This is a genomic window from Micrococcus sp. KRD070 (genome assembly GCF_017168435.1).
Lineage (GTDB): Bacteria > Actinomycetota > Actinomycetes > Actinomycetales > Micrococcaceae > Micrococcus > Micrococcus luteus.
This window is the reverse complement of the sequence record NZ_JABFNH010000001.1, coordinates 29,350-41,413: the sequence shown is the minus strand read 5'-3', so window position 1 is coordinate 41,413 and position 12,064 is coordinate 29,350. Positions and strand designations below refer to the sequence as shown.

General features: G+C 70.6%; 16 protein-coding genes. 11 read left to right on the top strand and 5 right to left on the bottom strand.

The window, feature by feature from the left end:
- Window positions 1-45 precede the first annotated feature (45 nt).
- Both J1M38_RS00220 and J1M38_RS00215 read right to left on the bottom strand, forming a co-directional pair.
- Complete coding sequence (locus tag J1M38_RS00220; protein WP_004167600.1) at window positions 46-702, bottom strand: MBL fold metallo-hydrolase; 657 nt, start codon at window positions 700-702, stop codon at window positions 46-48.
- Entirely contained in the window at window positions 702-1,796 is a 1,095-nt protein-coding gene (locus tag J1M38_RS00215) for an S-(hydroxymethyl)mycothiol dehydrogenase (RefSeq protein ID WP_036381639.1), read from the bottom strand. Before J1M38_RS00215 ends, J1M38_RS00220 begins: the two co-directional genes overlap by 1 nt.
- A 205-nt stretch (window positions 1,797-2,001) precedes the next feature.
- Between J1M38_RS00215 and J1M38_RS00210 the strand changes: the two genes are divergently transcribed.
- The 4 genes from J1M38_RS00210 to J1M38_RS00195 all read left to right on the top strand — a co-directional run bounded on the left by J1M38_RS00210 (window position 2,002) and on the right by J1M38_RS00195 (window position 3,776).
- The gene (locus J1M38_RS00210; RefSeq protein WP_036381642.1) at window positions 2,002-2,259 is read left to right on the top strand and encodes a hypothetical protein; all 258 of its coding nucleotides are present in this window, start codon (window positions 2,002-2,004) and stop codon (window positions 2,257-2,259) included.
- A gap of 1 nt (window position 2,260) precedes the next feature.
- Window positions 2,261-3,082 (top strand): SOS response-associated peptidase, encoded by an 822-nt coding sequence (locus J1M38_RS00205; protein ID WP_036381670.1) that lies wholly within the window; start codon window positions 2,261-2,263, stop codon window positions 3,080-3,082.
- 92 nt (window positions 3,083-3,174) lie between these two features.
- Window positions 3,175-3,534, top strand: a complete 360-nt coding sequence (locus J1M38_RS00200) for a hypothetical protein (protein ID WP_020628069.1) — start codon at window positions 3,175-3,177, stop codon at window positions 3,532-3,534.
- Window positions 3,531-3,776 (top strand): hypothetical protein, encoded by a 246-nt coding sequence (locus tag J1M38_RS00195; RefSeq protein ID WP_036381645.1) that lies wholly within the window; start codon window positions 3,531-3,533, stop codon window positions 3,774-3,776. Before J1M38_RS00200 ends, J1M38_RS00195 begins: the two co-directional genes overlap by 4 nt.
- Before the next feature lie 68 nt (window positions 3,777-3,844).
- Here the strand turns inward: J1M38_RS00195 and J1M38_RS00190 are convergent, their stop codons facing one another.
- The gene (locus J1M38_RS00190; protein WP_004167595.1) at window positions 3,845-4,315 is read right to left on the bottom strand and encodes a PKD domain-containing protein; all 471 of its coding nucleotides are present in this window, start codon (window positions 4,313-4,315) and stop codon (window positions 3,845-3,847) included.
- A gap of 479 nt (window positions 4,316-4,794) precedes the next feature.
- Complete coding sequence (locus J1M38_RS00185) at window positions 4,795-5,538, bottom strand: DUF6318 family protein (RefSeq protein ID WP_119217322.1); 744 nt, start codon at window positions 5,536-5,538, stop codon at window positions 4,795-4,797.
- Between the two features lie 475 nt (window positions 5,539-6,013).
- Between J1M38_RS00185 and J1M38_RS00180 the strand changes: the two genes are divergently transcribed.
- From J1M38_RS00180 to J1M38_RS00150, 7 genes are all read left to right on the top strand, one after another.
- On the top strand, window positions 6,014-6,340 hold the full coding sequence (locus J1M38_RS00180) for a DUF6504 family protein (RefSeq protein ID WP_036338972.1): 327 nt from the start codon (window positions 6,014-6,016) through the stop codon (window positions 6,338-6,340).
- The gene (locus J1M38_RS00175; protein WP_241246358.1) at window positions 6,337-7,026 is read left to right on the top strand and encodes a PHP domain-containing protein; all 690 of its coding nucleotides are present in this window, start codon (window positions 6,337-6,339) and stop codon (window positions 7,024-7,026) included. Before J1M38_RS00180 ends, J1M38_RS00175 begins: the two co-directional genes overlap by 4 nt.
- Window positions 7,023-7,928, top strand: coding sequence for a MetQ/NlpA family ABC transporter substrate-binding protein (locus tag J1M38_RS00170; protein ID WP_073115374.1), 906 nt, complete (start codon window positions 7,023-7,025; stop codon window positions 7,926-7,928). Before J1M38_RS00175 ends, J1M38_RS00170 begins: the two co-directional genes overlap by 4 nt.
- Before the next feature lie 3 nt (window positions 7,929-7,931).
- On the top strand, window positions 7,932-9,026 hold the full coding sequence (locus J1M38_RS00165) for a methionine ABC transporter ATP-binding protein (RefSeq protein WP_078026103.1): 1,095 nt from the start codon (window positions 7,932-7,934) through the stop codon (window positions 9,024-9,026).
- Window positions 9,023-9,700, top strand: coding sequence for a methionine ABC transporter permease (locus tag J1M38_RS00160; RefSeq protein WP_036313181.1), 678 nt, complete (start codon window positions 9,023-9,025; stop codon window positions 9,698-9,700). The genes J1M38_RS00165 and J1M38_RS00160 overlap by 4 nt, the downstream gene beginning before the upstream one ends.
- A gap of 85 nt (window positions 9,701-9,785) precedes the next feature.
- Window positions 9,786-10,652, top strand: a complete 867-nt coding sequence (locus J1M38_RS00155; RefSeq protein ID WP_036381633.1) for a thioesterase family protein — start codon at window positions 9,786-9,788, stop codon at window positions 10,650-10,652.
- Entirely contained in the window at window positions 10,649-11,419 is a 771-nt protein-coding gene (locus J1M38_RS00150; protein ID WP_036381636.1) for a lipoate--protein ligase, read from the top strand. Before J1M38_RS00155 ends, J1M38_RS00150 begins: the two co-directional genes overlap by 4 nt.
- 27 nt (window positions 11,420-11,446) lie before the next feature.
- Here the strand turns inward: J1M38_RS00150 and J1M38_RS00145 are convergent.
- On the bottom strand, window positions 11,447-12,064 hold a 618-nt coding region (locus J1M38_RS00145; RefSeq protein WP_241246357.1), incomplete at its 5' end, for a uridine kinase.

Sequence of the window (12,064 nt, the reverse complement as noted above, 5' to 3'; positions counted from 1 at the left end):
GGAGGATGGTCACGGGGGACCATTCTTCCCCACCTCGGCGCGTCCTCAGTGGCCGCGGTCGATCCACTCCTGCAGGTGCGGCTTCTCCGTGCCGATTGTGGTGGAGTCGCCGTGGCCGGTGTGGACCACGGTGGCCTCCGGCAGCGGGAACAGGCGCTCGCGGATGGACTCGATGATCGTGTCGAAGTCCGAGTACGAGCGGCCGGTGGCGCCGGGCCCGCCCTGGAACAGGGTGTCGCCGGAGAACACGACGCCGGTCGGGGCGCCGTCGTCGCCGGCCTCGCCCAGCGCGGGGGCGTACAGGCAGACCGAGCCGGGGGAGTGGCCGGGGGTGTGCAGCACCCGCAGCTCGACGCCGGCCACGCGCAGGACGTCGCCCTCGGCGAGCGCGCCGTCGGGCTCCTCGTCGGGGAAGACGTCGTCCCAGAGCATGCGGTCTGCGGGGTGGAGCAGCACGGGGGCGTCCACCATCTGGCGGAACTCCTGGACCTGGCGGATGTGGTCGTCGTGGCCGTGGGTGAGGACGATGGCCAGCACCTGGCGGCCGTTCACCTTCTTCCAGACGGCCGAGGCGTCATGGGCCGGGTCGATGACGACGCACTGCTCCGCGCCGCCGACGATCCACACGTTGTTGTCCACGTCGAACGTCTCCCCGTCCAGGGAGAACGTGCCGGAGGTGACCAGGTGATCGATGCGCGCCATCAGAGCACCACCACCGAGCGCAGGACGTCGCCGGACTTCATCGTCTCGAAGGCCTCGTTCACCTCGTCCAGGGCGATGGTCTCCGTGACGAACTCGTCCAGCGGCAGGCGGCCCAGGCGGTACTGGTCCACGAGCATGGGGAAGTCGCGCTCCGGCAGGCAGTCGCCGTACCACGAGGACTTCAGCGCGCCGCCGCGGCCGAACACCTCCGGCAGGGGCAGCTTCAGTTCCATGCCGGGGGTGGGCACGCCCACCAGGACGACGCGGCCGGCCAGGTCCCGGGCGTAGAACGCCTGCTCGTAGGTCTCCGGGCGGCCGACCGCATCGATGACCACGTCGGCGCCGAAGCCGCCGGTCGCCGCGCGGATGGCCTCCACGGGGTCCTCGTCCTTCGAGTTCACGGTGTGGGTGGCGCCGAGCTCCTTGGCCTTGGCGAGCTTCTTGGCGTCGATGTCCACCGCGATGATCGTGGTGGCGCCGGCGAGCTTCGCCCCGGCGATCGAGGCCACGCCGACGCCGCCGCAGCCGATCACGGCCACGGACTCGCCGCGCTTGACCTCGCCGGTGTTGATGGCCGCGCCGATGCCGGCCATGATCCCGCAGCCGAGCAGGCCGACCGCGGCCTGTTCCTCGGGCGTGTCGACGCCGTCGACCTGGGTGCACTGCTTGGCGTGGACGAGCGTCTTGTCCGCGAACGCCCCGATGCCCAGGGCCGGGGACAACTCCGTGCCGTCCTCCAGGGTCATCTTCTGGGTCGCGTTGTGGGTGTTGAAGCAGTACTTCGGCTCGCCCTTGCGGCACGCGCGGCACTCGCCGCACACGGCGCGCCAGTTGAGGATCACGGTGTCGCCGACCTGGACGTGGTCGACGCCCTCGCCGATCGCGGAGACCACACCCGTGGCCTCGTGGCCGAGCAGGTACGGGTACTCGTCGCCGATCCCGCCCTGCTGGTAGTGCAGATCCGTGTGGCAGACGCCGCAGGTCTTGATGTCGACGACGGCCTCGCCGGGTCCCGGATCGGGGATGACGATGGTCTCGATGGTGACGGGGGCGTCCTTCGCCATGGCGACGACGCCGCGGACCTTCTGGGACACGTTGTTCCTCCTGGTGGTGGGGATCTGCCCGAGGCCGCGCATGCGTGAGGCGGCGCGGCGGGCGGGCTCGTTCTGCCCATCCCATCACAGGACCCTGTGCGACGCATCGGTGAGCAGCCGGGGGGCCTGGTGTATGGCGTCACCATGGCGGCCGGGGGAGACTGCAACCTGACCCGCAACACCGATGTGAACGGAGGGGCGAACCGTGGCAGGACATGGCAGAGACGAGGACGAGGCGTACGAGGCTCCGGAGGCTCCAGCCGGGGCTCCGGCCGGTGCCGGCACGCTCGCTCAGTGGCGCATCCTGCTGGTGGGGCTGCTGATCGGCGTCGGCCTGGGAGTGGTGTTCGGACTGGGCACCGAGAGTCCCTGGGGCACTGTGCTCGGCTGCGCGATGATGGGCTTCGCCCTCGGCATCGCGTGGATGTATGTCGATCGTGGCCGGGACGGGAGGGACCGCTGACGTGTGCGGCCGCTACGTGATGGCCCGCGCCACGAGCGACCTGGTGGCCCTGGGCGATGCCGAGACGAATGAGGAGCTGGTGCTGCGCCAGAGCTGGAACGTGGCGCCGACAGCCGAGGTGCCGATCCTCGTGGCGCATGCGGACGACGTCGGCGCCGGAGTGACCCGGCGGATCCACGTGGCGCGCTGGGGCCTGGTGCCGCCGTGGGCGAAGGAGCTGTCCGTGGGGTCCCGTGCGTTCAACGCGCGCTCGGAGACCGTGGCCTCCAAGCCGACGTTCCGGGCCGCCGTCCGCGCTCGACGCTGCGCCGTGCCGGTGGAGGGCTACTACGAGTGGAAGACGCCGGAGCCTGGCGCCAAGGGTCCCGACGGGCGGGCCGCGAAGAAGCAGCCCTACTACGTGCACCCGGCCGGGGCCGGGGACGGCGAGGGGCCGGTCATCTGGTTCGCCGGCCTGTACGAGTGGTGGCAGGACCCCGAGGCCAAGGCCGCGGGGGAGGACGCCTGGGTCCTCTCGACGACGATCCTCACCATGGCCGCGCCCGACGCGGACGACGACGATCCGGTGCTCGCCGCGCTCGGCCAGCTGCACGACCGGCTGCCCGTGCCCATGGATGCCGAGACGATGGACCGGTGGCTCGCTCCGGACACGCTCGGGTCTGCCGAAGAAGCCGACGCCCTCGTGGGCCAGGTGTGCGCCGGCGCGTACGACGTCGCGGCGGGCTGGTCGCTGCGGCCCGTGGGGAGCGCCGTGGGGAACGTCCGGAACAACGGGCCAGAACTGATCCAGGAGATGAGAGAGCAGCAGGGAACGCTGCTCTGAGAGACGGGGCGACGGGGATGACCTGCCCGTGAGACGCGGAAGCGCGGTGCCGCGGTGAGGCCGGAGACGGTCATCTCCTGTTCACCCTGTCCGTGGGCGGCACCCCGGTGGCCGCCCTCGACGACGAGACCGCCGGCATTCCGGAGGGCAACAGAGGCCCCTCTGCCGGGCTCGTCTACGCGTGGGGCGAGCACAGCCGGGCCGACCCCGTGTTTGGGGACTACCCCGAGCGGGTCCTCGCGCTGAAGTACGCCGAGCCGGGCGTGGAGCTGCCATTGTGGTCCAAGCGCCAGGGCGACGACGCGTCGGTCGCGGAACTCTCGTGGGGTCCGCGCTGGGGCACCCTCTGGCGCGACACCGCGTTGGAATTTTCACCGGGTTTCACTACCTCGCCGACGCGACATACCCGACCGACGACCGCCTCGTTCGCGACTGGTCGCTGGACGGGGTGACCAGGAGTGAGGACGTCATTATCACCCAGGACGCGGAGCGGTCCGACGTCTTCGCACTCGTGGAGTCGCTCGCGGATGGGCAGAAGCCCCGGGCCCTGAACGTGCCGGCGGGGGAGGACGCCCACACGACCCCGGACACGGTCGAGACCGGGCGTGAGGTTCCGGCGGGCGCGCTCGGAGCGCTCGCGGCCCTCGGCGCGGGACTCGTGCTCATGGCCCGGGGGCGGGTGCGCCGGGTCTGACACACCCGGCCGACGAGGGGGCCGCGGGGCGGTGGACGGGAGACCGTCGGCCGCCCCGCGGTCTGTGCTCAGCCGGCCGGAGCGGATTCGATGGGGCCGGTGCAGCCCCAGGCTGAGGAGTCGACGCTGCAGTCATCGGCGACATTGCGGGTGATGGTGCGCCAGATATTCGCGGTGACAGGGGCCGAGTCGAGGCTGATGGTGCCCGGGATGAGCACCCACTCGCCCCCGGCCTCCCGGTATTCGCCGATGTAGACGGTGGTGAGGCGGACCGTGTACTGCCCGGTGTCCTCGTACACGTGGCTCGTGGGGGTGGGGACGTTGAACTCCGGCTGGCTCTGGCCTGCGACCGAGGTGGTCTTGGTGGGGGAGCCGTCCCCGTAGTCCCAGTGGAAGCTCACCGGCGTGGCGCGGAGTTCGACCTCGACCCCGTTGAGGGTGGTGACGAGCGTGCGTGTCTCGGCGTCTGCGTAGAAGTTGGTCTCCGCATTGCGGATCCCGCGTCCGCCATTGTCCGACCGGATCTCAGGCTCCAGCACGAGGAGCGTGCGGACCTCGTCGATGGAGACGGGCGGGGCGCCGTTGCTGGAGGCCTTGGCCGTCCAACATTTAGGGGCGCCATAGGCGGGATTAGCATCAGGCTGACGAGTGTCTACGGTCTGCGCCCGGATCCACGAACCCTCGGGGCAGAAGTTCGCCTCTTGCTCTCGACAACTCTCGAAATCCGGATTGCCCAGCTGCCCCGAGAAGCATGCACTGACCGTTTTGTGCTCTAGGTGTGGGTCCGGGCGGGCGGCGGTCGCTGAGTAATCAGTTGCAACAACTGAACTCGAGGTTGCTGAGTGTCTATCTGAGCATCTCTTATTCGCCGCAATGCCCTTTTTATTTATTGAGTAGTGGCTCTTCGAAGAAGTGCACGACTCGATGTCTCGTGCGTGTGAAGGGGTGGCGGCGGCAGTGGTAGGCACGAATAGGAGGCTGATCAATAATGCCACTAATACAATCCAGGTGCGCCCCATCAGTTAGATCCGATCGAACCTTCATATGACATCTCATCAACAATCCAGTGTGAAGATTCGGGGTTAAACGAGACCTCCGCGATCCAAGGCTGCTTGGAGGCCGCTTCAACATCTCCGTTCTCGGGAACAACCCCGCCCTTGGTGTATCCCGTTCCTGTGCCCGTAGTGACAAGGAGTGTCGAGACATACCCGGTTTCGGATCGATGAGTCAGAATCGAATCGATCTGTACCTCAGTGCCGGTGTACCACCCCCCGTCTTTGTAGATCATTTGCAGGTCGTTCGAGCTGAACTGGCAGAACTCGCAATACTCGCTGTAGAGAGAGTCGAGGAGTTCCGTGTCTCCGGTCTGCTCGGCGTAGTAGTGCACGTCCCAGAAATAGCGAATCGCCGCCTCGGCGCCCTCCTTGGTCTCTTCCTTCATGGCGGCGGGCATCTCCGGCTTGGGCACGTTCTGAGCGGGACCGTCGGCAGACGCGGGCACGTATTCGCCGGACCCGCTCTCCGTGGCCATGGGGGATGAGCTGACGCCCGCGGTCTCGCTCGTGCTCGCGGTCTCGCTCGTGCTCGCGGGCGCGGACGTCTCGACGGCGGGCTTGGCGGACGAGGGCGACGTCGTCGACGACTCGGCGGGCTCGGACTGCCCGCCGCAGGCGGTCAGTGCGAGCGCCAAGGCCACGCTGAGCGTGCCGGCCTGGGCGAATCGGTGGCGGCGCAGGGCGCGCCCGGGTGCGGTGAGAGACATTTCCCCTCCAACTGGACGTCCGTCGTGTGTCCGCGCCTCCCGCGCTGATCCCGCAGCGCGGTGCCCGTGGCATGCGAGGCCCGGTTGGTTCGGAGTATACGCAGACGGATTGTGGTCCTGCTCGCATTGTCCACAGGGCCGTGCCGACGCACTTCTTCCGGCCCAAGAGACGATTTTCTCGTGCATGTGCGCTCCAGGGTCGGATTCGAGGTCCCCGGCCAGGACTCGGCCAGCCGGTCTCACGAAAAGGGCGTTCCCGGCCTCGCTCGTCTCGGGGCGATGCGTCCTTAACGTGTCCGGCGGCCACCCTACCTTCGCACTCATCGCATTCGAACACATGTTCGAGTACGATCGGGGGTGCGGCCCCACCTTCCCACTTCTTCCCCGCGTCCGGTCCGCCGGACGGGCCGCGCTCCCATCGCCCGACGGCACCCCGTCGTCGGTCCGGTCAGCAGTGCACAGGGAGAGAAGCAGAATGGGAGTCCTCACACAGTCGGTGGCGGTGGAGTGCGGGGCAGACGGCACCCCGCAGGGGCTGCGCTGGAACGGGCGGGACTACGTCCTCGCAGAGCGCCCCGTGCGCTGGTTCGAGCGGCGCCGCTGGTGGGCGGAGGAGGTCCGCGCGGAGAAGGGCCGCGGCGCCGGTCTCGTCGACCACGAGATGTGGCGGCTGCAGGTCCGCCTGGCCCGGGCCGGCGCCGCGCCCCTGCAGACCCTCGACGTCGCCCACCACCTGGACTCCGGCCGGTGGCGGCTCGTGCGCGTCCACGAGCACGCCCAGGACCTGAGGCGGTCGGCATGAGCCAGGCCGCCGCGGCCGGACGCACCGCCGCACCCTTCGCCCACCTGCACGTCGCCTCCGCGTTCAGCGCCCACCATGGGGTCAGCTGGCCCGAGGACCTCGTGGCCGCCGCCGCGGCCGCGGACATGGACCTGCTGGCCTGCACCGACCGGGACGGGCTCTACGGCATGGCCAAGCACGTGGGCGCCTGCCTGCGCCACGGCATCACCCCGATCGTGGGCGTGGACCTGGCCGTCCGGTGGAGCGAGGACGAGGACGCCGGCCGCGTGGTCGTGCTCGCCCGAGGAGGCTGCCACGGCTCCGGCTACCGCTCCCTGTGCGAGCTCGTCTCCGCCGCCCACGCCCGCACCACCGGGGGAGCGGCAGGCGGCAGCCCCTGGGCCAGCGTCGCCGAGCTCGCCGCCGCGGCGGCCGGCCGAGTCCCCACCGCCGCCAACCGGGACAACCCGTCCACCCCCGAGCTGTTCGTCCTCCTCGGCCCGGACTCGGACGTCGGCCGCCACCTGGCCCGCCGCCGGTACGCGGCCGGCCTCGCCGCCCTGCACCGCTGGAAGGCGGCCCTGCCCGCAGGCAGCCCCCACGCCGACGTCGTCACCCACCCGCACGGCCCACCCCGCACCGTTCCGCACCCGCCGTGCCCACCCGCGCCGGCGACGTCGCACCGTCCTCCAAGGAGAACCCCATGACGACCCCCTCGAACATCTCCCGCCGCTCCTTCGCCGGCCTGTCCCTGGCCGCCGTCGGCGCGTTCGCCCTGACCGCCTGCAACTCGCAGGCCGAGGAGAAGAGCGACGACGGCGCCCAGACCGTGCGCATCGGCGTCGTGTCCGAGAACGAGTCGCACCGCGCCCTGGTGAAGCTCGCGAAGGAGAAGCACGGCATCGACGTCGAGATCCGCAACTTCACCGAGTACACGCAGCCGAACCCGGCGCTGGACAACGGCGACATCGACATGAACTGGTTCCAGCACATCGCCTACTTGGCCGACTACAACCAGGCCTCCGGCAAGGACCTGACGATGATCGGGACCACCGAGATCATCCCGCTGCCCCTGTACTCCAAGAAGTACACGGACGTCTCCGAGTTCAAGAAGGGCGACACCGTCGCCATCCCGAACGACACCGTGAATCAGGCCCGTGCCATCAATGTGCTCGTCGCCGCCGGCCTGTTGAAGCTGTCCAATGAGACCATCCGCCCGGAGGTCCGCGACATCGACGAGGCCGCCTCCACCGTGACGGTGCAGCCCGTGGCCGCGCAGCAGACCGTGAACGCGCTCGAGTCCGTGCAGGGCGCGGTCATCAACAACACCTTCTCGGCGGACGCCGGCATCGACACGAACACCGCCCTGTTCAAGGACGACCCCGAGGACGACTCCGCCAAGCCGTACGTCAACGGCTTCGCCGTGCGTCGCGAGGACCGCGACAACGAGACCTACAAGAAGATCGCGGCCCTGTACCACGAGCAGCCCGTGCTGGATGAGTCCGCGAAGCTCTCCTCCGGCACGAGCGTGCCGGTGCAGCTCGACACCGCCCAGATCGACGAGACCCTGAAGCAGTACCAGGACGCGATCGCGAAGCAGGGCGCCTGATCCATGGCAGGTTCCCATACGTCCGACCGTGACGCGGTCACCCCGGGGCGCCCCTCCGCGGGCGCCCCGGGGGAGCCGGTCATCGTCTTCGACCACGTCAGCCGCGTCTACGCCGCCAAGAAGGGTGCCGGTGTGAAGGCCGTGGACGACGTCTCGCTCGCCGTGAACCGCGGCGAGGTCTTCGGCGTCATCGGCTTCTCCGGCGCCGGCAAGTCCACCCTGATCCGCATGATCAACGGGCTGGAGAAGCCGACGTCGGGCACCGTCACGGTGCTGGGCCAGCAGGTCTCCCATCTCTCCGAAGCGAAGCTGCGTCCGCTGCGCACCCGCATCGGCATGGTGTTCCAGCAGTTCAACCTGCTGACCTCCCGCACGGTGGCCGGGAACATCGAGTTCGCTCTGGACACGGCCGGCTGGCCGCGGTCCAAACGCCGCGCTCGCGTGGCGGAGCTGCTCGAGTTCGTCGGCCTGGCGGACAAGGCCAAGCACTACCCGGAGCAGCTCTCGGGCGGCCAGAAGCAGCGCGTCGGCATCGCCCGCGCCCTGGCCGCCGAGCCGGAGATCCTGCTCGCAGACGAGGCCACCAGCGCCCTGGATCCCTCGACGACGCACGAGGTGCTCTCCGTGCTGCGCCGCGTCAACGAGGAGCTCGGGGTCACGATCGTGGCCATCACCCACGAGATGGAGGTCATCCGCTCGATCGCCGACCGCGTCGCCGTGATGGACAGCGGCCGCGTGGTGGAGTCCGGCAAGGTCTACGACCTCTTCTCTCGGCCCGCCCACTCCGCCGACGCCGCGTCCTTCGTGGCCACGGCGCTCAAGGACCGGCCGAATGCCGAGGAGGTGGCCCGCATCCGGGCGCGCACCGAGGGTCGGCTGATCATGGTCTCGCTCAAGGACTCCGCCGCGGTCTCGGCGGTGCTCGGCACCGCATCGACGCGCGGCGTGGGCTTCGAGATCGTCCACGGCGGCATGTCCGCCACCAAGGACTCCGCGTACGGCCTGCTCACCGTGGCGCTCACGGGCGAGGCCGCCGCGGTGGACGCGTTTGTCGCGGACCTGGCCGGCGCCGGAGACGTGCAGGAGGTGCACCAGTGATCGACCGATTCCAGAACCTCGACTGGGGGTACTACGGCCCCGAGCTGATGACCGCCGTGGGGGACACCCTCTACATGGTCGGCTGGTCCTTCATCCTCGGCGGCATCCTCGGCCTGCTGGTCGGGCTCGTCCTCTACACCACGCGCCCGGGCGGCATCTTCGCCAACCGTGCCGTCTACCTGGTCACGAACTTCATCGTGAACCTCATCCGGCCCATCCCGTTCGTCATCCTCATCGCCGCCCTGCAGCCGCTGACCATCGCGGTGCTCGGCACCGGCATCGGCAACACCGCCGTGGTGTTCTGCATGATCTGGGCGTCCACGTTCGGCATCGCCCGCATCGTGGAGCAGAACCTCGTCTCGCTGGACCCCGGCGTGATCGAGGCCGCCCGCGCGATGGGCGCCTCCCGCATGCGGATCGTGCGCGCCGTGGTGCTGCCCGAGGCCCTCGGCCCGCTGATCCTCGGCTTCACGTTCGTGATCATCTCGCTCGTGGACATGTCCGCGATGGCGGGCATCATCGGCGGCGGCGGCGTCGGCAACTTCGCCATCGTGGAGGGCTACAACCGGTTCCGTCCGGAGGTCACCTGGCTGGCCGTGATCGTGGTGATCGTGTTCGTCCAGGCGCTGCAGCTGATCGGCAACGGCATCGCCCGCAAGGTCATGCGCCGCTGAACCCCGGCTCGGTCCGCACGACGACGGCCGGTGACATCCCCGCGGGGACGTCACCGGCCGTCGTCGTTCTGGCAGACTTCGGCCCATGACCGACATCACCTCCACCCCCGCGACCTCCGTCGCCGACGATCCCCTGGCCTTCTACGTCCGCCTCGGCGAGCCCACCGTGGACGCCGACGGCGTCCGCACCTCCCGCGTGCGCTCCACCGTGCACGCCCAGGGCGCATGGCGGGAAGAGGAGATGCACATGGCCGCCGTCTCGGGCCTGCTGCTGCACGAGGTCGCCGCGCACGAGACCACTCCCGGGCTGCGGGTGGGACGGCTCTCCTACGACATCCTGGGCACGCTCTGGTCGGGCGAGCTCGAGGTGGTCACGCGCACCCTGCGTCCGGGCCGGACCATCGAGCTCGTCGAGTCCGTGCTCCACGCCCGGGGCCGCACCGTGCTGACCCTGCGGGCCTGGCTGCTGTCCACCTCGGACACCTCCGCCGTCGCCCAGCTGCCGGACGAGCCCCTCCCGCCGCGCTCGCAGGCGCAGTCGCACAACGCGCTCCACGGATGGGGAGGCGGGTACATCGCCTCCCTCGACGGCGTCATCCTGCCCGGCCACGGGCCGGGCCACGGCCGGGTGTGGCTCACCACGGACCGCGAGATGGTGGCGGGGGAGAGCACGAGCGACCTGGTGCGCCTGATCAGCCTCACCGACGCAGCCAACGGGATCGCCCCGGCCCTGCCGGCGAAGCCGGGCGGGTGGTTCTTCCCCAACGTGGACCTGCAGATCCACCTGTACCGCGAGCCCACCGGCCACTGGCTCGGCCTCGCGGGGCAGGTCACGGTGGGCCCGGACGGCGTGGGCCTGACCAGCACCGTCCTCCACGACGACGACGGCCCCTTCGCCCACGTCGAGCAGACCCTCACCCTGCGCTCCTGGCCGGTCGAGGGCGGCCTGTGAGTGCAGCTCCCCGGCTGCGCTGGGCTGTGCAGGAGCGGACCCTCGGGGCCGTCGAAGACCTCGACTGGGCCATGGGCGAGCTGGCCGTCTTCCGCGCCGCCGCGGCCGAGGGAAGGGCCCTCGACGATCTGATCCGCGTCTACGTGCCCGAACCGACGGTCGCGTTCGGCCAGCGCGACGCGCGGCTGCCCGGTTTCGCGGCCGCGGCTGCGGCGGCCCGGGCCCACGGCTTCGCGCCGGCGGTGCGCCGGGCCGGCGGGAGGGCGGCGGCCTACCATCACGGCTGCCTGGTGGTGGACCACCTGAGCCAGCAGGAGGACGCGGCACTCACCCAGCAGGCCCGGTTCGCCGAGTTCGCCGACCTGTTCGTGCGGGCGTTCGCGCGCATGGACGTGCCCGCCTCCGTGGGCGAGATCCCGGGGGAGTACTGCCCGGGCGAGTTCTCCGTGCAGGGTCCTGCGCCGACGTACCCGGTGAAGCTGGCCGGCTCCGCGCAGCGCGTGGTGAAGGGGGCGTTCCTGTTCTCCACCCACGTGGTGGTGTCCGACCCCGCTCCGCTGCGGGCCGTGCTCGTCGACGTCTACCGGGAGCTCGGCCTGGACATGGACCCCCGCACGGCGGGCGCGGCCGAGGACGTGCGTCCCGGGGTGAGCGTTCCCGCGTTCGCCGCGGCCCTGCGGGAGGAGTACACGGCGTGGGCGGCCGCCGCCGGGATCGAGGTCGTGGCCGAGCAGCTCGCCGTCCTCGGCGCGCGCACCTCCGGCTGAGGGCACGGACTGGCTGCGGGCGGGCCGTCAGGCCGTGAGATCCGCGATGATCTCCCGCTTGCGTCGCGGGGTGAAGCCGGCCGCCACGGCCGCCGCCCGGCGCGCCGCGTCCGTCCGGTACAGGGACCAGCCCCGCTGCACGAGGAACGGCACCGGCTTGCGGCGTTCGGCGACATCGCGCACGAACCGGCGGGCCGCCGTCGTGGTCCGCGCCTGGTCGATGTACCAGGCCGCGTAGCGGACTCCGGCCCGGTCCAGGGCGGCGGGCATGCGCTCGGCGAAGATGCCCTCCGCCACGATCACCCCGCCCGGCTCGAGCGCGACGGTGCTGTGCCCGCGGACGGAGGACGTGGAGATGTCGTAGTCGGGCACGCGCGTGGCGCCCTCCTCGAGCAGTTCGACGACGGCGTCCACGGCCGCCTGCTCATCCCACGTTCCGGGGTGGTCCCAGTCGATCTCACCGTAGGGGGTGCGCGGGAACACGGGGCCGGGCCCGCCCGCGGCGCCGTCGTCGGACTGCGGACGGTAGAACGCATCGAGCGAGAGGTGGGGCCGGCCGTGCCGCCGGGCCAGGTAGGACTTGCCGGAGCCCGACGCGCCGCCGAGCAGGATCACGGAGGGAGGGGGCGAGGCGGGGAGGATGGT